Annotated in this window: 19 protein-coding genes and 6 pseudogenes; 4 read left to right on the forward strand and 21 right to left on the reverse strand. The window is 41.8% G+C overall.

The annotated features are described in order from the left end of the window. Positions 1-26: 26 nt before the first annotated feature. The 5 genes and pseudogenes from hisB to LJE12_RS20465 all read right to left on the reverse strand — a co-directional run. Positions 27-614 carry an imidazoleglycerol-phosphate dehydratase HisB gene (gene hisB, locus LJE12_RS02615; RefSeq protein WP_118409377.1) on the reverse strand — a complete coding sequence of 196 codons (588 nt, stop codon included), beginning with the start codon at positions 612-614 and terminating at the stop codon, positions 27-29. 107 nt (positions 615-721) lie between these two features. Further along, on the reverse strand, positions 722-2,026 hold the full coding sequence (gene hisD / locus LJE12_RS02620) for a histidinol dehydrogenase (protein WP_118613714.1): 1,305 nt from the start codon (positions 2,024-2,026) through the stop codon (positions 722-724). A 2-nt stretch (positions 2,027-2,028) separates the two neighbouring features. Continuing rightward, positions 2,029-2,676 (reverse strand): ATP phosphoribosyltransferase, encoded by a 648-nt coding sequence (hisG, locus tag LJE12_RS02625; protein WP_008702990.1) that lies wholly within the window; start codon positions 2,674-2,676, stop codon positions 2,029-2,031. Positions 2,677-2,679: 3 nt separating this feature from the next. Then, the gene (gene hisZ / locus LJE12_RS02630) at positions 2,680-3,798 is read right to left on the reverse strand and encodes an ATP phosphoribosyltransferase regulatory subunit (RefSeq protein ID WP_118613716.1); all 1,119 of its coding nucleotides are present in this window, start codon (positions 3,796-3,798) and stop codon (positions 2,680-2,682) included. 619 nt (positions 3,799-4,417) lie between these two features. Beyond that, a pseudogene (locus LJE12_RS20465) lies at positions 4,418-4,543 on the reverse strand (DUF6783 domain-containing protein); the annotation flags it as partial. Between LJE12_RS20465 and LJE12_RS20470 the strand changes: the two are divergent. After that, positions 4,502-4,624 (forward strand): annotated as a pseudogene (locus tag LJE12_RS20470) (DUF6783 domain-containing protein). The pseudogenes LJE12_RS20465 and LJE12_RS20470 sit on opposite strands and share 42 nt — an antisense overlap. A gap of 168 nt (positions 4,625-4,792) precedes the next feature. Here the strand turns inward: LJE12_RS20470 and LJE12_RS02635 are convergent. The 7 genes from LJE12_RS02635 to LJE12_RS02665 form a co-directional block, all read right to left on the reverse strand. Further along, positions 4,793-5,326 (reverse strand): Holliday junction resolvase RecU, encoded by a 534-nt coding sequence (locus tag LJE12_RS02635; RefSeq protein ID WP_120062353.1) that lies wholly within the window; start codon positions 5,324-5,326, stop codon positions 4,793-4,795. Positions 5,327-5,351: 25 nt separating this feature from the next. Continuing rightward, entirely contained in the window at positions 5,352-5,912 is a 561-nt protein-coding gene (lepB, locus tag LJE12_RS02640) for a signal peptidase I (RefSeq protein WP_008702987.1), read from the reverse strand. After that, a complete protein-coding gene (locus tag LJE12_RS02645; protein ID WP_055149671.1) occupies positions 5,836-6,861 on the reverse strand; it encodes an RluA family pseudouridine synthase in 1,026 nt (341 codons plus the stop codon). The genes lepB and LJE12_RS02645 overlap by 77 nt, the downstream gene beginning before the upstream one ends. Before the next feature lie 81 nt (positions 6,862-6,942). Beyond that, the gene (locus LJE12_RS02650; RefSeq protein WP_118568897.1) at positions 6,943-7,596 is read right to left on the reverse strand and encodes a hypothetical protein; all 654 of its coding nucleotides are present in this window, start codon (positions 7,594-7,596) and stop codon (positions 6,943-6,945) included. After that, on the reverse strand, positions 7,593-9,548 hold the full coding sequence (locus tag LJE12_RS02655) for a YgiQ family radical SAM protein (protein WP_118330723.1): 1,956 nt from the start codon (positions 9,546-9,548) through the stop codon (positions 7,593-7,595). The genes LJE12_RS02650 and LJE12_RS02655 overlap by 4 nt, the downstream gene beginning before the upstream one ends. Before the next feature lie 102 nt (positions 9,549-9,650). After that, on the reverse strand, positions 9,651-10,463 hold the full coding sequence (locus LJE12_RS02660; RefSeq protein WP_025576989.1) for a GTP pyrophosphokinase: 813 nt from the start codon (positions 10,461-10,463) through the stop codon (positions 9,651-9,653). A gap of 197 nt (positions 10,464-10,660) precedes the next feature. Further along, on the reverse strand, positions 10,661-12,112 hold the full coding sequence (locus LJE12_RS02665; protein WP_173705101.1) for an aminoacyl-histidine dipeptidase: 1,452 nt from the start codon (positions 12,110-12,112) through the stop codon (positions 10,661-10,663). 169 nt (positions 12,113-12,281) lie between these two features. Between LJE12_RS02665 and LJE12_RS02670 the strand changes: the two genes are divergently transcribed. Further along, complete coding sequence (locus tag LJE12_RS02670; protein WP_161233905.1) at positions 12,282-13,208, forward strand: hypothetical protein; 927 nt, start codon at positions 12,282-12,284, stop codon at positions 13,206-13,208. Positions 13,209-13,315: 107 nt separating this feature from the next. Here LJE12_RS02670 and LJE12_RS02675 read toward each other — a convergent pair whose 3' ends face one another. The 4 genes from LJE12_RS02675 to LJE12_RS02690 all read right to left on the reverse strand — a co-directional run bounded on the left by LJE12_RS02675 (position 13,316) and on the right by LJE12_RS02690 (position 15,568). Then, the gene (locus LJE12_RS02675) at positions 13,316-13,945 is read right to left on the reverse strand and encodes an ATPase (protein ID WP_227226439.1); all 630 of its coding nucleotides are present in this window, start codon (positions 13,943-13,945) and stop codon (positions 13,316-13,318) included. A gap of 58 nt (positions 13,946-14,003) precedes the next feature. After that, positions 14,004-14,498: a pantetheine-phosphate adenylyltransferase gene (coaD, locus tag LJE12_RS02680; protein ID WP_008702978.1), complete on the reverse strand. Its 495-nt coding sequence runs from the start codon at positions 14,496-14,498 to the stop codon at positions 14,004-14,006. A 126-nt stretch (positions 14,499-14,624) separates the two neighbouring features. Then, positions 14,625-15,176, reverse strand: a complete 552-nt coding sequence (rsmD, locus tag LJE12_RS02685) for a 16S rRNA (guanine(966)-N(2))-methyltransferase RsmD (protein ID WP_020993877.1) — start codon at positions 15,174-15,176, stop codon at positions 14,625-14,627. Beyond that, positions 15,173-15,568, reverse strand: coding sequence for a methylglyoxal synthase (locus LJE12_RS02690; RefSeq protein ID WP_008702973.1), 396 nt, complete (start codon positions 15,566-15,568; stop codon positions 15,173-15,175). Before LJE12_RS02690 ends, rsmD begins: the two co-directional genes overlap by 4 nt. Before the next feature lie 289 nt (positions 15,569-15,857). On the opposite strand from LJE12_RS02690, the pseudogene LJE12_RS20475 reads away from it, so the two are divergent. Beyond that, positions 15,858-16,043 (forward strand): annotated as a pseudogene (locus tag LJE12_RS20475) (small, acid-soluble spore protein, alpha/beta type); the annotation flags it as partial. 389 nt (positions 16,044-16,432) lie between these two features. Here the strand turns inward: LJE12_RS20475 and LJE12_RS02700 are convergent. The 3 genes and pseudogenes from LJE12_RS02700 to LJE12_RS20480 all read right to left on the reverse strand — a co-directional run. Further along, positions 16,433-16,984 carry a prolyl-tRNA synthetase associated domain-containing protein gene (locus tag LJE12_RS02700; RefSeq protein ID WP_227226437.1) on the reverse strand — a complete coding sequence of 184 codons (552 nt, stop codon included), beginning with the start codon at positions 16,982-16,984 and terminating at the stop codon, positions 16,433-16,435. A gap of 430 nt (positions 16,985-17,414) precedes the next feature. Next, positions 17,415-18,359: pseudogene (locus tag LJE12_RS02705) on the reverse strand (ABC-three component system middle component 6); the annotation flags it as partial. Continuing rightward, a pseudogene (locus LJE12_RS20480) lies at positions 18,307-18,492 on the reverse strand (DUF6783 domain-containing protein); the annotation flags it as partial. The pseudogenes LJE12_RS02705 and LJE12_RS20480, both read right to left, overlap by 53 nt. Between LJE12_RS20480 and LJE12_RS20485 the strand changes: the two are divergent. Then, positions 18,430-18,588 (forward strand): annotated as a pseudogene (locus LJE12_RS20485) (DUF6783 domain-containing protein). The pseudogenes LJE12_RS20480 and LJE12_RS20485 sit on opposite strands and share 63 nt — an antisense overlap. Before the next feature lie 390 nt (positions 18,589-18,978). Here the strand turns inward: LJE12_RS20485 and LJE12_RS02710 are convergent. Then, positions 18,979-20,154 (reverse strand): IS91 family transposase, encoded by a 1,176-nt coding sequence (locus LJE12_RS02710; RefSeq protein ID WP_020993160.1) that lies wholly within the window; start codon positions 20,152-20,154, stop codon positions 18,979-18,981. Positions 20,155-20,156: 2 nt separating this feature from the next. Beyond that, entirely contained in the window at positions 20,157-20,999 is an 843-nt protein-coding gene (locus tag LJE12_RS02715) for a tyrosine-type recombinase/integrase (RefSeq protein ID WP_020993164.1), read from the reverse strand. Positions 21,000-21,315 lie beyond the last annotated feature (316 nt).

A 21,315-nucleotide genomic window follows, 5' to 3' on the forward strand; every position in this document is an offset into this window, starting at 1 on the left:
TAAATCATTTCGTAAATTTTCAAATTTTACAAACTGCCCTTGGTAGACAGAACATCTGTGATCCTTGGATCATAGGATGTGGCTGCGTCCAGTGCTTTGGCAAAACTTTTGAACATTGCTTCTGCTACATGGTGATTATTCCCACCTGCCAGAACCCTGATATGAAGATTCATGCCACAGGCATAGGAAATGGCATAGAAGAACTCTTTTACCATTTCCGTGGACATGTCACCAATCCTGTCTGTGGTAAACTCTGCATCCCATACAAAGTAAGGTCTTCCGGACAGATCAATCGCACAGAGCACCAGGGATTCATCCATGGGAAGGATGCAGCTTCCATAGCGCTTAATCCCCTTTTTGTCACCAATTGCTTCTTTTAATGCAGTTCCCAGAACAATTCCTGTATCCTCGATGGTGTGATGGTCATCCACCTGAAGATCACCATGGACTCTGACACTGAGATCAAAGAGCCCATGACGGGTAAATCCATCCAGCATATGGTTAAAAAATCCCACACCTGTCTCAATATCAGAATATCCGGTTCCATCCAGATTTATTTTTAATTTGATTTCTGTTTCTTTTGTATTTCTTTCTACTGAGGCTTCTCTTGCCATGGTTAAGTCCTCTCTGTCTTACTTATTTTCAAACACTCTGAATCCATTGTTTTAATGCGCAAACTACAGTTTACATTATAGCAGATTTCAGATTCAAAGCCTTACCATTATTCTTCATCTTCATCCTCAAAACGAACTGCAATAGAATTTGCATGTGCAGTAAGCTGCTCAGAAGTTGCAAACTGAATGATATCTTTGTGTATATTACGCAGTGCGGATTTTGAGTAATATACAATACTTGATTTCTTGATGAAATCATCTACGGAAAGAGCTGAGAAAAATTTGGCTGTTCCGTTTGTAGGAAGTACATGGTTCGGACCTGCAAAATAATCTCCCAGTGGCTCGGAACTGTACTCTCCGATAAAGATCGCACCTGCATTCTTCACTTTCATCATATCTTCAAAGGGATTGGCTGTCACGATCTCCATATGTTCCGGAGCGATTTCATTGGCTGCCTCAATCGCCTCGTCCATATCCTCTGCAATCAGAATGTATCCAAAGTTATCAAGAGACTTCTGAATGATTTCTTTTCTGGAAAGAACCTCCACGAAACCTTTTACTTCTTCATCTACTTTCTTCGCAAATTCTTCACTTGTAGTGATCAGGATAGCACATGCCAGTTCATCATGCTCTGCCTGGGAAAGAAGGTCAGCTGCCACAAAATGCGGATTAGCTGTCTCATCTGCAAGAACAAGGATCTCACTCGGTCCTGCAATGGAGTCAATGCTTACATAGCCATATACTGCTTTCTTTGCAAGAGCTACGAAAATGTTTCCGGGACCTACGATCTTGTCTACCTTCGGAATACTCTCTGTTCCGAAAGCAAGGGCACCGATCGCCTGTGCACCACCCACCTTATAAATCTCATCTGCTCCTGCTTCTTTGGCTGCTACCAGTGTGGAAGCGCATACTTTGCCATCCTTTCCGGGCGGTGTTGTCATAACAATATGCGGGACTCCTGCCACTTTCGCAGGTACAATATTCATCAGTACAGAAGACGGATAAACTGCTTTTCCACCGGGTACATAGACACCCACACGATTTAACGGTGTTACTTTCTGTCCAAGCATAGTTCCATCTGTTGTGCTTGTAAACCAGCTGTTCTGGATCTGTTTTTCATGATACTGACGGATATTGACCAGAGCTTTGCGGATCACTCCAAGAAGTGCAGGATCAATCTGCGCATAAGCCTCTTCAATTTCTGCATCTGTGACGCGGATAGTCTCTTTTGTCACATCAGCTTTGTCAAATTCTTTTGTATAGGCAAAAAGAGCTGCGTCCCCTTCATTTTTTACTTTATTAAGGATCTGAGCTACTGTGGATTCAAATTTCCCATAGTTATTCGGGCTTCTTTTCAGCAGATTCTCAAGAATATCCTTTGTTGATTCTTTTGTTAATTTTACTGTACGCATCTTTACATCTCCTCCTGAAGAACTCTTCTTAAGTCTTCAATAAGTTTACGGATTCTCTCATTTTCCATCTTCATGCTCACCTGATTGACTACCATTCTGGCAGACAGCGGGCAGACCTCTTCCAGCACCTTCAGTCCGTTTTCCTTCAGTGTACTTCCGGTCTCCACAATATCTACGATCACTTCAGACAGACCAACGATGGGTGCCAGTTCAATGGAACCGTTTAATTTGATCAAATCTACTGTCTGGTGTTTTCTGTTAAAGAAGTAATCCTTGGCAATATTTGGATATTTAGTCGCCACACGGATCAGCTGGTTGTTCTCCAGAACTTCTCTGGCACTCTCCGGTCCGCAGACACACATCTTACATTTTCCAAATCCAAGATCCATCACTTCATAAAGCTTACGGCCTTCCTCCAGGATCGTATCCTTTCCCACAATTCCGATATCTGCCGCACCATACTCTACATAGGTAGGAACATCCGGCCCTTTTGCAAGGAAGAATTTCATCTTCAGTTCTTCATTGGTAAAGATCAGTTTACGGGAATCTTTATCTTTCATCTCTTCGCAGGTGATTCCTGCTTTCTCAAACATCTCCATTGTTTTGTTGGCAAGTCTGCCTTTTGTCAGGGCAACTGTCAGGTATCTCATGGCTTATCTGGCCTCCTTTTTCAAACGTAATGCCACACATCTGCCCTCTGCACGAAGTTTCTGTGCCTCTTTAATGACTTCTGTACGGTTCTGTGGCTCGTATTCGATTACTTCCGGCTTCTCCTCTTTCTCAGAGATCAGTTTCTGGCTGGAAAGTGCAAGAAGAAGGTTATCTACTTCAAGGGCAAATCCGATAGATGCCGCAGGTTTGCCAAAGTGTTTCATCAGGCCATTGTAACGGCCTCCCTTGATCATAGGTTCACCGGTTCCGTAAGTATATGCCTGGAAAATGATACCTGTATAGTACTGATATTTACTAAGCATTCCAAAATCGAAAGAGATATACTTTTCATATCCGTAGTTTTTCATAATCTCATAGATTTCTTCCAGTCTGGAAACTGCCTCCAGTGCGCAGGCGTTGTTTGTCAGACTTCTGGCTTTCTTTAAGACTTCTTCTGAACCAAACATCTGTGGGATTTCAGTAAAGGCTTTCTGCATACTGTCTTTGAGTTTCTGTTCTTCTACAAACTCTTCTACTCCGAAAGAATTTTTCTGCGAGATCAAAACACGAAGACGTTCTTCTGCTTCCGGACCGAGTTCGGCTTCTTTTAATAAGGATTTGAAGTAATCTACCTGTCCGACACTGACCTGAAATTCTGTAAGACCTGCTGCCAGAAGGCATTCCACTGTCATGGCAAGAAGTTCTGCATCTGCATCTGCGGATTCATCACCGATCCGTTCTACTCCCATCTGTGTGGTTTCTTTGAGATGTCCTCTGTAGCTGGTGTTATTAATAAATGTGTTTCCTGTGTAGCAGAGGCTTACAGGTTCTTTGTCCGGGGAAAAGTAGGTTGCACAGGCTCTGGATACAGACGGGGTGAAGTCAGGCCTGAGTACCAGGGTGTTGCCTTCTCTGTCAAAGAATTTGTAGAGTTCTTTGGAGGGGATGGTTCCTACTTCACGGCTGAATACTTCGAAGTATTCGAATGTGGGGGTTTCTATGTCTTCATAGCCATACTGGTGGAAGACGCGATGGATTTTCTCCTGTACCTTTCTTTTCTGGCTGCATTCGCCGTTGTAGATGTCTCTTACACCTTCAGGGGTGTGGAAAATACGCTGCATGGGTGGTCCTCCTCTTGGTTATGTATTGTGGTTGTTATTACTTTGCCAATTTCGCTTTAGTGTAGTAACGTGCTACTAAAGCAATGCGAGACTAGATAGAATTATAATTGTTTTTTAGAAAAATGTCAAGTACAGTTAATGTTATTATTATATGTTTAAAGGGACGCTCAGAAACATATTGTATTTGAGATGCGGTTTCGGTGCCTAAGAGCTTCTAAGTCTTCAGAAAATCTGCTAAAACCATGAGAAGAAAAGCCCGGAATTACTCGCTGTCGCTCAGACAAGGGGCTTTTCTTCTCATAACGCAGATTTCCTGAAAACTAAGAATCTCTAAGACACCTGCAAATGCACCTCAAATACAATATGTTTCCGAGCTGGTTTTCGCAATGTGGAAGATTATGATGGCTATAGCAAGTCTATTAACTAATGCATTTAAGACAGTTCAGCCGAGTGCGAAAGACAAGGAAGATACCTACAGGCGTGCTGACGCACATCAAGGATATCTGACGCAGGATTTCACGCTCTGATGAACTGAATCAATATACATTATAAGAGGCTTGCTATAGTATGCCAGCCAGTTGATTTCTTCATGATTACTGCCAATACACAGCGCAGAAATTTATTTTATTTCCGGTGCATTTGCAGGTATCTTAGAGCGTGTCTGAAAAAGGCTTTCTGCAAGATGTGCGTCACAATTTGTGGGATATTTTGCCCGGATGAGGGCGCCGTAGCGGGCTACGGCAACTGAATTCGGGTGAAATATCCCGCAAAGTGGGGCGTGCAGATTGCGGGAATGATTTTTCAGACACACTCTAGAGTTTCTTAGGCAAAAAAAATCTGCGTTATGAGCCGGCTGTTTCACTGTCTGAGCGAAGTCGGCGACGGAGCGAGTTTGAGAAGACGGCTCATGCTTTTAGCAGATTTTTTTTGCCTTAGAAACTCTTAGATGCCGAAACCGCACCAGAAATAAAATAAATTTCTGCGCGTCCCTCTTCTATTCCCTCTCATCAAGATCAATCTGAATCCCATCCAGAAAGGGCACAAGAAACCCGCTTTTTTTATTCAAATAATACTGAGATTCCAGTTCTTCGCGCCGGAAGCTCTTGCGGCCGCCTTCCTGCATCCGGTTCCAGAAAGTAAGGAGACTGCGCAGTGTAAGGTAATAGAACTGGTTTTCATGGCTGTAGAATATAAGAAAAAAAGCCACCCCTCCCTGCTTTTCAAATGCCTGCATAAATTCCACCTGATGAGGATGAATATTCGCAAGCGGAAAAGTATCCGCCGCACATTCTTTGGCATCAAAGCAGACAGGGATGCCCTGTACTGCTCCGATATAGTCTACAGTGCTTCGTTGCTCGAAATATGCCAGCGTAATATGACGGTTTTCCTTATCCATACGGACAGGTGTGATCGGAGTGGGAATTTTCTGGATAAGTGCCAGTCCCTTTTCTCTGTATTGTTCATTTGTACGATTTACAAGATCCTCCAGAGTGGATCCCCGCAAACCTCTGCTGTTCCATGTTGCCACTTTATTTCTCCGTAAATTTTATTTTCTACTTCAATAATTTTACCGACGGATAATACCTGATAACTGCCTTTCCGACAATCTCATCAAAGGTCACAAAACTGGTGCTTTTCCAGCAACGGGAGTCTTTGGAATGATTGCGGTTATCACCCAGGACGAAATAGCTGTTTTCGGGAACTTCATACGGGCCAAAGCTGCCCCTTGGTTTTTCCGGAACGAAACTGTCATCCAGAGGAATCTCTGAATCATTGATATAGACTTTGCCGTCCTTAATCTGTACTTTTTCTCCCGGAAGTCCGATGACTCGTTTGATGAAAAGCTTGCTTTCGTCATCCGGGTATTTGAAAATAACAATGTCAAAGCGTTCCGGATCTTTTATTTTTTTTGATATTTCATGTCCGAAGAAATCCAGATTGAGTCCATATGCAAGGCGGAATCCGAAAATACGGTCTCCTGTCATAATGGTTTTTTCCATTGATTCGGAAGGAATTTTGGCATTGATCAGTACTACGCTATTCACAAGCGTTACGATCACTACTACTATGATGATCATTTTTGCGTAATCCCATATTTCTTTCCAGATTCTCATGATAAGCCTCCTCAAGATTTTCCTCTTTGATGATTTTACAGAAAAGCTCCGGTGCCGGCGCCACAAAGGTCTGGTCTGTCTCCGGAATTACTAACCTGTATGCATGGAGAAGCTGATGCCTGACTCCATGGCGGATGTATTGCTTATTAAATTCAGAATCTCCGTATTTGGTGTCTCCAAGCAATGGATGTCCTGTTCCTGCAAGGTGAGCACGAATCTGGTGAGTACGGCCTGTGATCAGCTCAACTTCCAGAAGAGTTATTTTTCCGTTGCTGCCAAGAGGACGATATTTCGTTTCAATCGGCAGGGAATCTTTGAATTCCTGTCTGCTTACGATTACTTTGTTTGTTTTTTTATCTTTGTGCAGATAACCCCTGATATGATCCGGTTTTTCTATTTTGCCTTTTGTGAGGCAGATGTAGTATTTGTGAAGTGTTCTGTCGTGGAATATCCTGGACAGAAACTGCAGACCGGCAAGGCTTTTACCTGCACAGACCATTCCGCTGGTATTACGGTCAAGTCGGTTACATACAGAAGGTCTGAAGGTTTTGAGCTGTTCTTCTGTAAGGTCACCTTTCTTTAAAAGGTAGCCGGTCAGATATTCTACAAGGGACGGTTCCCCGTCATCTGCCGGCTGTGAAAGCATCCCTGCCGGTTTATTGATGATAATGATATCAGGATCCTCGTAAACAATATCCAGTTCGCAGTATGCTCTTGCTGCCTGACTGCTTCCTGCAAATTTATCGAAAGTTTCATCACTCAGAAACAGTTTGATGGTGTCGCCTTTGAGAAGTTTTTCGTTTCCTGTGGCTTTCTTTCCATTTAGAGTGATGTTCTTTTTGCGGAGCATTTTGTAAAAAAAACTTTTAGGTGCTTCTCTGAGAAGCTTGGCCAGATATTTATCAAAGCGCTGGCCCGCTTCATTTTCTTCTATAATAAATTCTTTCATATTTAATTGTTCCTGTATAATTATACCAAACTCCGAAATAACACATTGCTATAGATATATTTTGTAACTGAATTCCGGCGGCTACAGACACAATGCCAGAATGGTCTGTCGGATCAGTTCGTTTCTGGAAAGATCCGGATATTTTTCGTCCGGGGTAAATTTGATTCCTTCTTCCAGACTTTCTCTGTGATCGTTCATGGAATCAAGACGTTCCAGGAACGGACGGAGATCTGTAAAAATTTTCACCGTCACTTTATAACCGTTTTTACGGATGATCTTCTGGGAATTGGTTTCCATGAAAGATGCATCGATTTTCGGATCACTGCTGTAAGCCACTACTGTATTTCCACATACTGCTGCTGCATCAATATAGGCACTTTTTTCATAAAAAGTCATGTAAAGTTCATATGCCATATCCAGACTGCCCTGATGCTCATGGATTTTCTGATATAATCCGGCATCCATTGGTCTGCATTTCAGAATCATGATCAGATTCACCATGGATTTACATGCCGGAAGACAGCCAACTACAGTTACAACTGTCCAGACAGTCATTCTTGTCTTAAAATAGAACCAGGATGTAAAAAAGATGAATAAGGGTACTGCAAAAAGAATTGCAGTGATGATCAGGCGGCGTCTCTTTTCACTTCTGAAATATCCGAAATTCCCTTTGGATACTCTTGAAGATGTTTTCGCTTTACTTTGTTTTTTATTTCTGTTTTTCTTTTCTGTCACTTACGTCCTCCTCCGGAATTTTTCTTATGTATATTTCTGATAGTGTTCTTCTTTGCAGATGCTGAACTGTTTTTGTTGTTTTTGTTATTTTTGCTGTTTCTGCTGTTTTTCGCATTCCGACTGCTGCCCTGAGTATGCTGTTGGCCTCCATGATTCTCTCGAAGCGGCCGGAGCAAACATTTAGGGCCGTAACCTACCAGGTCCATTCTTCCGGTCATTTTGAGGCCTTCCAGCACCAGTTCTCTGTTTGCAGGATTCTTGTACTGCATCAAAGCTCTCTGTATTGCTTTTTCATGGGGGTTCTTCGGCACATATACCTTCTCACCTGTAAGAGGATGGATTCCCGTATAGTACATACAGGTAGAAAGAGTAGACGGGGTTGGATAGAAATCCTGTACCTGTTCCGGGGTAAAGCCAAGATCCCGGACATATTCCGCAAGTTTTACTGCCTCTTTCATGGTACATCCCGGATGGGAGGACATGAAATACGGGACAGCATACTGCTGCTTTCCTGTTTGCCTGTTTGCCACATCATATTCCTTAAGAAACTGCTGATAAACGCTGTGACTTGGTTTTCCCATATACTTCAGAACCTGATCAGACACATGTTCCGGTGCCACACGCAGCTGCCCGCTTACGTGATGTTCCACCAGTTCACGCAAAAAAGTCTTGTCCCTGTCTGCCACCACATAATCAAAGCGTACACCGGAGCGGATGAATACCTTCTTCACTCCCGGGATCTTCCGCAGCTTCCGAAGCAGAGAAACGTAATCCGAATGATCTACAGTCAGGTTTTTGCATGGCGTGGGAAACAGGCACTGCTTATTCTTGCAGACCCCTTTCGTGAGCTGTTTCTGACAAGATGGTTGTCTGAAATCTGCTGTGGGACCACCCACATCGTGAATATAACCCTTGAACTCAGGATCATTTGTCATTCTGGTAGCTTCTTCGATCAGAGACTCATGACTTCTGGTCTGAAGAATTCTTCCCTGATGAAAAGTCAGGGCACAGAAATTACAGCCACCAAAGCACCCTCTGTTGCTTGTCAGGCTGAACTTGATTTCTTCCAGTGCCGGAATTCCGCCCAGCTTCTCATACATGGGATGAACTTTCTCCGTATAAGGCAGGGCATATACATCATCCATTTCCTCCTGCGTCAGGGGCAGAGCAGGAGGATTCTGTATAATATATCCCTTTGTCCCATAAGATTCTGCCATTGGTCTGGCGCTGAATGGATCTGTATTCTGATACTGAATGGCAAAGCTGTCTGCATAAACCTTCTTATTTACTTTTACTTCCTCATAAGAAGGAAGAATAATCGGATCATAAACTCTCGACAGATCCCTGCACTTAAATACAGTTCCTGCAATATAGGTAAGTTCCTCTACCGGCAGTCCACTTGCCAGCGCATCTGCAATCTCTATGATCGAATGCTCACCCATTCCATAGGAAATCATATCTGCCCCGGAATCAAGGAGTACACTGTGTTTTACTTTATTCTCCCAATAATCATAATGTGCCAGTCGTCTCAGGCTGGCTTCAATCCCACCCAGGATAATGGGTGTCTTTTTATAAGTCTGACGGATCAGATTGCTGTACACGATCACCGCACGGTCAGGACGAAGTCCCATCTGGCCTCCCGGTGAATAGGAATCTTTCTGCCTGTGCTTTTTAGAGACTGTATAGTGATTTACCATAGAGTCCATATTTCCCGCAGACACCAGAAATCCCAGTCGAGGCTCTCCAAATACCTGAATACTCTCCTTCTTTCTCCAGTCAGGCTGAGGAATGATCCCCACTTTATACCCACGACTCTCCAACAGTCTGCTGATGATCGCAGTACCAAAGGAAGGATGGTCCACGTAGGCATCACCTGTAATATAGGCAAAATCTACCTGCTCCCACCCTCTCTGTTTCATTTCTTTCTTTGTTACCGGTAAAAAATCCTGCATTTATATTTTCCTCGTATGTATTATAGTCATGCGGATACGATCATCCGCCACACAGTTCTACATCTGCAGCAAACCTTTCAAATTATCATTTCCGGATAATAATCAGACATGATGATACACTGCCTGTGCCCGGTATCCTTCGGATATAATATCAAGCTGTCTGTGGAACCGCTTCAGCTGCTGAAGATCTTTTGTTTTAAATACTCTCAGGAACTCATCCTGAATCTTCATAATCTCCCGCTTATTTGCAATCTTGTACAGATTTTCAATGTTGATCAGAATATCCTTCACCAGATTAGACTGCATCTGTGACGAATTCTGTGCATCCATAATCTCATTCCGCACAGAAGACATCTCATGGTCAAGAGCATTAATGGCATCTGCTGCCTTGCTCAGACGTTCTGCCACATGCTCCGGCATATCCCCTTTATATTTATATTGCAGGGAATGCTCAATCGTCGCCCAGAAGTTCATAGCCATTGTACGGATCTGTATCTCCGCCTGCAGCTTCTTTGGCCCTTTGATCGTATCCACTGTATAATAAATAATCAGATGATAACTTCTGTAACCACTCTGTTTAATATGCTTCAGATAATTCTTCTCACTCTTTATAACCATATCGCTTCTCTTCTGGATCAGGGAAGCAACCGTCTCTATATCCTCCTCAAACTGGCAGATAATACGAACACCGGCAATATCCTCCAGTTCTTCTTCCATTCTCTCCATAGGAATATGCTTGCGCTGCATTTTCTCAAGAATACTGCTCACGCTCTTAACCCTGCCCTCCACCTGCTCAATCGGGCAGTAAACATCATTCTCTTTACATTCATCAATAATGTGATTGAATTTCACTTCCAGCTCTCTCACAGCCAGTTCATACGGGCACAAAATGCTTCTCCATAACTGTATTTCCATTTTCACTCGCTCCTTGCATTTCATACATTTTGTTATTATAGCATAGATTTTGAAAAATATCTCGCTAATATGAATAGTTTCTGTTTTTTTTAGAAATGCTGTTCCGCATTCTGATACAGTATATGCAAAGCACCGGACATATAGAACATTCAAAAAAGCACCCCTGCCGCCAAAGCGCAACAGGGATGCTTCCAACATCACTCTTTAAGAGCCTCCAGAACTTTCACCAGATACTTCCAGACTCTCTCTGTAGAAGAAATACTAAGCACCTCTTCAGACGTATGAATATCCTTCATATCAGGTCCCAGAGACACACAGTCAAGTCCTTCCATCTTCTTATAGAAAAGTCCACACTCAAGTCCTGCATGGATTGCCACCACATTCGGTTTCTGTCCATACATTTCCTCATATACTTCCACCATCTTATCACGAAGCGGTGAATCCTTGCGATACTCCCACGCAGGATAAACGCCCTGTCTCTCATACTCTCCGCCAAGGAACTCTGTCAGATAGGCAATCTTGTCAGAAAGGGAATCTCTGGCTGTCTCCACAGAACTTCTGATACTGGAGCTTCCCATTACCTCATTCTCAGAAGTCTTCAGAATACCGATATTCGTAGAAGTCTCTACCAGTCCTTTGATCGTTCCGCTCATTTTCTGAACACCATAAGGTACATTTACAAGGAAGAAAATTACTTTTTCTTTACTTGTGGGATGAAGAACCCTTACTTCCTGTTTTCCCTCATCTTCAACAGTTACTGTGATACCCTCATCAGTTCCTGCATACTCTTCTCTCCATGCTCCCTGCACAGAAGCCGCATATTCTCTGACAGCATCTGTATTTTCTTCAAGAACAAGGATTTCTGCTGTAGCCTCCCTTGTAATGGCATTATCTTTCTGTCCGCCCTGCACACTGATCAGTTCAAAATCTGTTTTCTCATCCAGACCATGGAGAAATTTTCCGAGAAGAGAATTTGCGTTTGCACGATTCTTGTCAATCTCAGCTCCGGAATGACCGCCCATCAGTCCGCTGATCTTAACTGTCAGCTTCTCTCCCTCTGCATCCAGTCTTGTCACTGGAATATGGCTGACTCCGGAAAGTCCGCCTGCACAGCTGATCCAGAGGCTTCCTTCTGCTTCAGAATCCAGATTGATAAATCTTCTTCCTTTTAATACACTGCAGTCAAATCCAACTGCACCCAGAAGACCGATTTCCTCATCTACAGTAATAAACACTTCAAGCGGCGGATGAGCAATTGTATCACTTTCCAGAAGTGCAAGACCATAAGCAACAGCAATTCCGTCATCACCACCAAGGGTTGTTCCGTTTGCAGATACATAGTCACCTTCTACAGAAAGATTTAATCCGTCTTTTGTAAAATCATGCTCTACATCCGGACGTTTCTCACATACCATATCCATATGTCCCTGAATGATCACTACAGGAGCATTCTCGTATCCCGCTGTACCCGGTTTATAAATAACCACATTATTCATCTCATCCTGAACATATTTCAGATCATGATCCTTTGCAAACTGAACCAGATAGTCGCTGATCTGCTTTGTATTTCCTGAGCCATGAGGAATTTTGCATATCTCCTCAAAATAATGGAACACTCTTTTGGGTTCACAATTCTCTAAAACTGCCATAATTATATTACCTCCAAAAATCACACATTTGTCTTATAATATACCATTGTTTTCCCGATATACGACAAATTTTCCAGATATATTTTACCCAAATACTATAGCATTTATTTTCATTCTGCGCCATATAAATTTTATAAAGAATGGCAAACAATTGCAAAGAGGTTGTTGTATGTCCAAAAACACCATACTCACCGGTGGTATTTGTTTTCTTCTTGTCTTTCTTCTGCTGCATCCTGCTGAAAGTCTGTCCTGTGCCAGAGCCGGAATGACTCTGTGGCTGAATACATTAATCCCAACGCTTCTCCCATTTATTATTCTCACAGGAATGCTTACACATACCGGTCATATCCGGAAACTTCTCCTGCCATTTGAATCATTCTTTCATATTTTTCCGGGTGTCAGCATCTGGGGTGGTTATGTTTTCGTTCTCGGAATGCTGTGTGGTTATCCTCTGGGAGCCAAACTTGCCTCTGATCTGTATGGATTACATAAAATCAGCAAAAAAGAAGCTCTTTATCTCACTACCTTCTGTAACAATCCAAGCCCTGCCTTTATCATTACCTATCTCTGTAAGTCCTGTCTTAAGGATACAGTACCTGCCGGCATGGTCTTTGCGAGTATTTTTTCAGCAAATCTGATATGTATGCTGTTCTTTCGTTTTTTTGTGTACCAAAATGTCACCATCTCAGATTCCCCAGGATTTTCACCCGAGATTTCTTCTCGAAAAAATATACTTGATTTTTCTATAATGAACGGTTTTGAAACCATTACACGTCTCGGAGGATATATTCTATTGTTCTCCATTCTGGCAGGATGTATCAGATATTATGCGCCTTTTCCACTTCTCTATCAATACCTGCTGCTCGGATTTACAGAGATCACTTCCGGACTTTCTCTTATTTCAGTTTCCGGACTGCCATACATGACTCGTATACTTTTGTCCGCTGCAGCCACCGCATCCGGCGGTCTGTGCATCCTTGCTCAGACAAAAGGTGTTCTCCACCATGACCTCAGCATTCTGCCTTATTTTATTTCCAAGTGTATCTGTACATTCCTTACAGCAGGTATTCTTTACTGTCTGATTTCCTATCTGTGAAAATAAATTCTTTCCGGGAACTGTCATCATTTCATTATACAAAATCAGGGCAGGAAATTTTCCTGCCCCTTGTTTTCTCATCTTCTATATTTATAACTGATTTATTTTTAGTTCTCTCCCAGATCATCTAACAGATCGTCATCATCTTTCGCTCCGTCATTATCATGATAAGAGCCTGTAATTGCTGCAGCCTGTGCTGTCTGAGGTGCAAGTTCCTGACGATTGTGGTTTACAACATCAAGACAGCTCTGCAGGGAATCAATAAATGTTTTGTATTTCACACCTGCATCCTCTAATGTTGTATTAAGCACACTGCCAATATTGGCCATCATATCATCTGTATAGGTGATCGCACTGAGACGAATGCTGTTTGCATCCTGTGTTGCAGAATCCAGAATCTCCTGTGCCTGTTTGTTAGCTGCATTGATCGTATCATTTGCCTGTGCATATGCTTTCTGCATAATCTCATGCTGTGTTACCAGTTCCTGTGCTCTTGCCTGTGCATCTGCGATCAGTGCATCTGCCTTAGTCTGAGCATCCTCAAGGATAGCGTCCTTATTGTTAATGATCTTCTGATAACGTTTAATCTCATCCGGAGTTTTCAGGCGGAGTTCTCTCAGAAGTTCCTCAATTTCTTCTTTATTTACTACAATCTTAGTAGTTGACAGTGGCTGGAATTTACAGCTGTCCACATATTCCTCAATCTCACCGATAATCTGTTCAATTCTGCTGCTCATAGTATATACACTCCTTATTTTCTATTTCTGTTACTGTACGCTCTATGTAAACAATAACTTATTTGTTGTCTGCTGTAAGACGAATCTTCTCAATAACTGCATCCGTTATCTCGGCCGGTGCAAACTTACTCAGGTCGCCTCCAAAATGTGCAACTTCCTTCAATATTGTAGAACTCAGGTATGCATATTCCAGACTTGTAGTCAGAAATACAGTATCTACATCCGGTGCAAGTACACGATTGGTCTGAGCCATCTGGAGCTCATACTCAAAATCTGTAACTGCACGAAGTCCACGTATGATCACCTGAGCGTGATTCTCTCTGGCAAAATTCACAGACAATCCCTCAAATGGTTTTACCTCGACATTAGGAACGTCCCGAGTCGCCTTTTCTAATATATTAACACGTTCCTGCACAGAAAACAACGGACTTTTTGAAGAATTATGTAAAACGCCCACTATCACTTTGTCAAAAGAAACTGCTGCTCTCCGGATCACATCAAGATGTCCATAGGTAGCCGGATCAAAGCTGCCGGGATATACTGCTATTTTCATTTATTTTTACTCTCTCTTTCCTCTGGCATATACACATATGCATAACAACACGAATGCTGCCTGCAGGCAGCAATCTTATGATAATTTCAGGAAGCAATGTATTCATTCTGAAATTATTATAGTTAATTATGCACGTTCTAAAAATACATGCTTATTTGTTTTATACTCTTTCGAACGCAGCTGCCTGTAACCGAGAGATTCCACATAACTGAAATCCGTCTGAAGATCCGCTTCCACAATAATAAGTGTATTCTTATCTGCAACTGTGCTGTCTTTCAGATATTCCAGCACCTGTCTTTCCAGTTCATTATTATATGGGGGATCCATAAAAATAATGTCAAAAACACCTTTTCCCTCAAGGGAACGCAATGCCTGCAACACGTCCATGTTCAGCAGTTTACCATCTTCTGCCAGTTTTGTAAATGCAAGATTTTCTCTGATGCATGCAGCAGCTTTTGGATTCTTCTCCACAAACACTGCATAAGAAGCCCCTCTGCTCAGAGCTTCGATTCCGATCCCGCCACTTCCGGAAAAAAGATCCAGGAAACGGCATTCCAAAAGCTCCGGCTGAAGTATATTAAATAATGTTTCTTTGATTCTGTCAGTAGTAGGTCTTGTGTCTATCCCCGGAATTGTTTTCAAATTAAGCCTTCTGGCTTTACCTGCGATCACTCTCATTTCAGATTCAGTCTCCAATCCAGGTCTCCTCTTGCAAGCCCTAAAATAAGAAGTTCTGCTGTGGCAATATTTGTCGCTACAGGAATATTGTACTGGTCGCATCTTCTCACGATGCTTGTGATATCCGGTTCTTTAGGATCGATCATGACCGGATTGTAGAACAGAATGACCATATCAAGATCCTGACGCTCTACCATCTCCATAAACTGCTTGTCTCCACCAATACTGCCGGCAAGGAATTTATGCACATGAAGGCTTGTCGCTTCTTCTATTCTCCGTCCGGTTGTACCTGTGGCATAGACCTCATGTTTGGCAAGTATATTCTTATAAGCGATGCAGAAATCTTCTATCAGTACTTTTTTACTGTTATGTGCGATTATACCTAAGTTCATAGTTTCTCCTCTCCGTTTCTCCTATTTATTTTGCGGATTTTATCTTTTATCCACAATCCTAACTGTAATTATAACAAAGCACTAAATAAAACGCAATTAAAACTTAAAAAATATACATAATTCATAATTTATTAATATTTTTCTTACAGTCATCATGCAAGTTTTCCCGTTTCCATGCTCTTCCTGTCCATGCGAAAACTTCCAGTGTATTATTTCTGCATCTTCATATACTAGCATTGCAACACAAAAACACTTTCAAAAGAAAACAACAACCAAGGAGGAAATTGATATGTCAAACACAAAATCTTCTAACCAGACAGCTGTACCGGAAGCAAAAGGTGCGTTAGACCGTTTCAAATTCGAGGTTGCAAATGAATTAGGCGTACCGCTTACAGACGGGTACAACGGTAACCTGACTTCTAAACAGAATGGTTCTGTCGGAGGTTATATGGTCAAGAAAATAGTATCAGAACAACCGCTGAATTTCAATTCTATATTTTATATCATTCCCAGAGTCATTGTCAACTACAGAACAACATTCCCAGGTATTTGTTACTGTTTACGCACCACTATCCCGAGACATATAACCCCCGAAATAATTGTATTATAGCCTTTATTCTCGGCCGGTCTTATGATAAGATTCTCCGACATTTCCGGAACCGGAACTTGGTGTTCGCTGTCCCAGAGTGATCATATGTAATCGTCTGGACGCAGTGCGTGAGTCTAATGCGATTGGAGTATCAAGGATAGCAGGAATTCATGCAGGATTACGGCATTTTAAAATAGTCCATATTCAGAAAGCCCTCAGATATAGACAAAATCTATAGCTGAGGGCTTTCCTGTGTCTTTGGTTATGTGTTTTCCTTATTCCGGAACCGGCAGAGTCACTGTGACAGGCTCATGCTCCAGTGCTGGAATAATTTTCTGCATCAGATCTTCAGTTGTGAATTTGAGACTCGAGGTATTAATACAGGGATGACAGCCGAAGTATGGCTCCTTCATGACATCTTCATCAATAAGAAGCTGTACTTTCTTCTCAGAATCATTCATCAGTCCCAATACACTGACGGATCCAGGGGTGGTATCAAGATATTTCTCCATATATTCCGGTTTTGCAAAAGATAATCTGGCGGAATGGATCTGCGCAGAGAGATCTTTTGTCTTAAACGGTTTATCACCAGGCATCAGAAGAAGATAAAAATCCGTCTCCTGACGATTGCACAGGAACAGATTTTTGCAGATCGTGGTGTTGTCGCCAAGGGCGTGGTCAATTTCTTCGCAGGCTTCCATAGTCATAGCAGCCTCATGGTCAATACGCTGATATTGAATACCTAGCTTGTCTAAAAAATCATAGACGCGGATTTCTTTGTCCAGACGATTATCTGTATTCTCAGGTCTTCCCTTTTGTAATTCCATTTCGTGGTGCTCCTTTATTTTTTATTGATGAAAGTGTAATCCTTTTGTATGCGGATTGTCAACAAAAGGGCAGATATCCAGAATATTTTTCTGGTATCCTGTACATTCTACCACCTCCGCGGAATAGATCACCAGCACTCCAGCTCTCCCCACCTTATGATACCAACCGGTCTATCCGCAGCAGGAATACCATGTGATGCTCCATAGTACCCATCAGTACCCGCTATATATCCGCTGAAACAACATCTCATCCAACTGCATCTACTGCCAGCATCCCTGCATCCTGACATGGATTATTCCCCCATCCTATCCACAATGCTGTAGATACTTACATAGAAAGCCTCCATGGGGATAAAACGGTACTCACAGCAATGGAACTGCCGGATATCAAAGAGTTTAACAAAATCGGCTATTCAATAGCCGTAGTAGTTTATATACATAAGTTTATGCGCCCTTTCTTATCGACCTCTGCCGCATCTATAAGATACAACCAATCTAAACATAACAAAACATGGGACATATTGGAAAGGAATTCTGTTTTCGCACGATTTACATTTTCTGCGGACCGGTAAGCCTCTTTCAGTGCCTGACGAGATTCAATCTCTGCTTTCTTCTCCTGTGTCACATCCATGGATGCCAGCAATACCTTTTCCAGCTTTCCATTCTTCCATTCCAAGGGAATATAAGAAGCGATTTTATAAGTCTTTTCATCCAGGCTGCAATATTCAAACTTATAAATATCATTTTCACTTTTCAGTTTTTTCCGAATATTATCCGGGGCTATCAGGATATCTATAGCTTCCAGTGGTTCCAATGTCTTATATTTTTCAAGAACCTGCATCTGAAAATCATGATAAAAGCCCAGAGGTTTATATATCATCTGTCCATTCAGGTTGTAGGACTCATATCTGTCATTTTCCAGATCACAGACAACAAAGCGGTCAACCAGACGTACGATACTCTGAATCAGCTGCTCCATGGAAGCATTATCTGCTGCCATCTGCAGATGCCGTGCGCTCTCTACCTTTGCCTCTGTGATATCACGCAGGAAAATCATGGCATATTCTGAATCCTCTATCTCTCCACGTATGATCACATTGCGAACCCATCGTTCTTCTCCATTCAGAGTAATTCGACACTCTAAAGACAATTCAGTTTCCAGCCCCTTCAGCCTTTCTGCAATATAATCACGGTCATAAAAAGCGGATACCGCCTTCTTATCTGTTTCCATAACATAGGAATCCACAAAATGCTGTATCAGTTCATCCCATGTATGACTCTGTTCAAAGACGGTCATCAAGGACGGTTCAACCTTAAAAGTATCAAAAGTATTCGCTTCCAGATTCACATAATACTCGCACAGATCTGCTTTCGTTGGAACACTGAACTTGATACAATTTAACCTTGTTTCCCCTAGAGCGTGTCTGAAAAAGGCTTTCTGCAAGATGTGCGTCACAATTTGTGGTATATTTTGCCCGGATGAGGGCGCCGTAGCGGGCTACGGCAACTGAATTCGGGTGAAATATCCCGCAAAGTGGGGCGTGCAGATTGCGGGAATGATTTTTCAGACACGCTCTAGGGGTGTTCAAAGGGGGTTCATTTGAACACCCCCTTGAGAAATGGCACTTGCAGGCATAAAAGAAGGCAGGCAGTCTCGTTATAAGACTACCTGCCTGTTGATTATTCTTATGCTGTTTTCTGTATTTCGCCAGTTCGGCAAACTGTTAAGGAAACAATCGGAGTTGGTGTAAACGAAAAAGCAGCCTTGAGTTCTGATAAAAACTGCCCTTTCGTTTACATCAATTTCGATTTTACCTTGGTGAACAAAGTCGCGTCCCTTTAGCCGATAGCTATGGGGATTCAATCGTTGCTCTTTTCCTTAAGTTTATCATACCGGATGTTTTGGTAAAAGTTTTTTTATTCAAGAAATCAATTTCAGGCATGACAAACAAACCTCCTATGCGGAAGTCATTTATTCTATGCAATTGTAGATTTTAACATCTCATATGTGCACAAAAAGAAGAACTGTATTTATCTTTGCGGGGTGATACCATATTCCCTCCGCAAGAAGAACATTTGCATACATCGATGTGATACAAAACCTTTATCATTTCTATTGCATTTAGATTTTTTAATGTAGAAATGTATTTCTTGCATCCAAGCAGATTTCTGCAGTGAGTTATCTTTTTTCTCTTGTTTCTACATGATAGCAGACCATAGTGACGGATTCTGACAAATTGTTTGGGAGGAACATGCATCAGGAATCGACGGATGAATTCTTCTCCTGAAATTGTTTTCTCTTTCCAACAGCCTTCGTTTTTATAGTCTTTTACTGCATATGTAACTGTCGTGTCTTTCATGGATTTAATTCGCTGATTACTGATTGCTATCCTGTGGGTATATTTTCCAAGATAATTGATAACCGACTGTGCACCATTGAAAGTTTCTTTACAGTAAGTGACCCAGTTCTTTTCATAACACTTATCAAGAAGTTCTTTAAAACGATAGCTGTTCTGATATTTCTCCGCTGTACCATGAAATTTAAGCTTAGAATCATTCCACAGGCTTTTTAACTCATCCAGATATTTTCCACGGAACACCTTTGAGATGACACCATATGGGAGAAAAAAATTTCCACCTGTTTCTTTCCATTTATTTTCATCATCAAGCCCACCTCCAAGAACAATGGTATGAATATGAGGATGATAATTCATTGCAGAACCCCAGGTATGAAGAATGCAGATATACCCTATATCAGCTCCCAGGTACTTTGCATCTTTTGACAATTCATTCAATGTGGCTGAAGCAGCATGATACAGTGCATCATATAACAGCTTCTGGTTGCTGTAAATAATGGAATTCAATTCCTCAGGAACTGTGAATACTACATGATAATAGGGTGCATCCAATACGTTCTCTTTTTGTGCATCAATCCATTTCTCTTTCGGAAACTCCTGGCACATGGGACAGCATCTGCTTCTGCAGGAGTTGTTGTGAACACTGATACATCCGCAGTCCTCACAAACACTGATGTTTACACCAAAAACTCCTGTTTTACAGTTTCTGATGTGATAAGCCGTTTTTCTGTGATGAGCAGGAGGGTTACTCCTCTTTTCATAAGAAGGATAGAACCGTTCAAATACATCCTGTATCGTACATGATTTATCCATAATCATTCACCACCCATCTCATCAAATGGGCTTTTAATACCAAGCAGAGTTTTATTGCTTACATGCAGATAAATTTCTGTTGATTTTGGATCACGATGTCCCAAAAGAGCCTGAATGTATTTTATATCGCAGCCTGACTCAAACAGATGACTTGCAAAACTATGACGCAAACAATGTGTGGAGACATGTTTCTGAATGCCTGCTCTTTCGGCGCTTTCACGAAAAAACTGAATGACACTATCTTTTGTAAGATAATCCCCTGTCCATGAACTTGGGAACAGAATCCCCCTTGGTCTGCCACATTGAAACCAGTATTCTGTCAATATTTCGAGCGTCCGGTCTGCAAGCAAAGTATAACGATCAGAGCGACTTTTCCCATCACGGATGTGTATGGTTTTGTTCGTGCGTGAAATATCATCATAATGAAGATGTGTGACTTCTGAAACACGAAGTCCGCCTGAATACATAGTAGCAATCATAGCTTTGTGCTTCAAATTTGGCGTAGCATCAAGAATAGCTGATATTTCTGCTTTTGTAAGCACCGTTGGTAACTTTCTGTCCCTTTTCATACGAGGTATGTCATCATCATCCCAATTCTTCTTCAATATTTTTTTGTAAAAGAAGCGGATTCCTGAATGGTAGTGATTGTATGTTTCTGGTGAAATCCCGGAAAGTTTCTTTTCAGTTAGGAATATATCAACATCGTCAGTTGTTAATGCATCTATATCCTTGGCTGTGCGGTTCAAAAAATGAGCAACACTGGTACAGTATGCATGAATCGTGGAATCCTTGAGATTCCGTTTATTTGCAGCAGATCGAATCTGATTAAAAATTTCTTCGTACATAATAAAATCCTCCATGTAAAATCAGTAGTTAATGAAAAACCCTGCTTACATGGAGGTGCATTAGCATAATAAAACCGCTTGTCAGAAAAGCGGTCAAATGGTATTCTTTTCATAGGCAGTGGTGTCTTTCTGTATTGAATTGTTTTGTGTGGTAACTTTACAATATCAAATACTGGTAAGAATTGCCATTGCCTATTTTATTATTGAGAAAAAGAAAGCTGCGCCACAGCCTTGGCAAGCCATCGCGCAGCGATTTTGTTCAACTGGAAGTTAGCGATTTCTTTTTCCGGTATTCTCTGTCCCACGGATTTCCTCA

This window comes from Blautia sp. DFI.6.71 (assembly GCF_020593585.1).
GTDB lineage: Bacteria > Bacillota > Clostridia > Lachnospirales > Lachnospiraceae > Blautia_A > Blautia_A wexlerae.

Bases quoted from the DNA above. Each gene is read 5' to 3' on its own strand.
- hisB (WP_118409377.1), bottom strand. From the start codon at position 614: ATGGCAAGAGAAGCCTCAGTAGAAAGAAATACAAAAGAAACAGAAATC.
- hisD (WP_118613714.1), bottom strand. From the start codon at position 2,026: ATGCGTACAGTAAAATTAACAAAAGAATCAACAAAGGATATTCTTGAG.
- hisG (WP_008702990.1), bottom strand. From the start codon at position 2,676: ATGAGATACCTGACAGTTGCCCTGACAAAAGGCAGACTTGCCAACAAA.
- hisZ (WP_118613716.1), bottom strand. From the start codon at position 3,798: ATGCAGCGTATTTTCCACACCCCTGAAGGTGTAAGAGACATCTACAAC.
- lepB (WP_008702987.1), bottom strand. From the start codon at position 5,912: ATGAGAATCTGGAAAGAAATATGGGATTACGCAAAAATGATCATCATA.
- LJE12_RS02645 (WP_055149671.1), bottom strand. From the start codon at position 6,861: ATGAAAGAATTTATTATAGAAGAAAATGAAGCGGGCCAGCGCTTTGAT.
- LJE12_RS02655 (WP_118330723.1), bottom strand. From the start codon at position 9,548: ATGCAGGATTTTTTACCGGTAACAAAGAAAGAAATGAAACAGAGAGGG.
- LJE12_RS02660 (WP_025576989.1), bottom strand. From the start codon at position 10,463: ATGGAAATACAGTTATGGAGAAGCATTTTGTGCCCGTATGAACTGGCT.
- LJE12_RS02665 (WP_173705101.1), bottom strand. From the start codon at position 12,112: ATGGCAGTTTTAGAGAATTGTGAACCCAAAAGAGTGTTCCATTATTTT.
- LJE12_RS02670 (WP_161233905.1), top strand. From the start codon at position 12,282: ATGTCCAAAAACACCATACTCACCGGTGGTATTTGTTTTCTTCTTGTC.
- LJE12_RS02675 (WP_227226439.1), bottom strand. From the start codon at position 13,945: ATGAGCAGCAGAATTGAACAGATTATCGGTGAGATTGAGGAATATGTG.
- coaD (WP_008702978.1), bottom strand. From the start codon at position 14,498: ATGAAAATAGCAGTATATCCCGGCAGCTTTGATCCGGCTACCTATGGA.
- rsmD (WP_020993877.1), bottom strand. From the start codon at position 15,176: ATGAGAGTGATCGCAGGTAAAGCCAGAAGGCTTAATTTGAAAACAATT.
- LJE12_RS02690 (WP_008702973.1), bottom strand. From the start codon at position 15,568: ATGAACTTAGGTATAATCGCACATAACAGTAAAAAAGTACTGATAGAA.
- LJE12_RS02700 (WP_227226437.1), bottom strand. From the start codon at position 16,984: ATGGAATTACAAAAGGGAAGACCTGAGAATACAGATAATCGTCTGGAC.
- LJE12_RS02710 (WP_020993160.1), bottom strand. From the start codon at position 20,154: ATGGATAAATCATGTACGATACAGGATGTATTTGAACGGTTCTATCCT.
- LJE12_RS02715 (WP_020993164.1), bottom strand. From the start codon at position 20,999: ATGTACGAAGAAATTTTTAATCAGATTCGATCTGCTGCAAATAAACGG.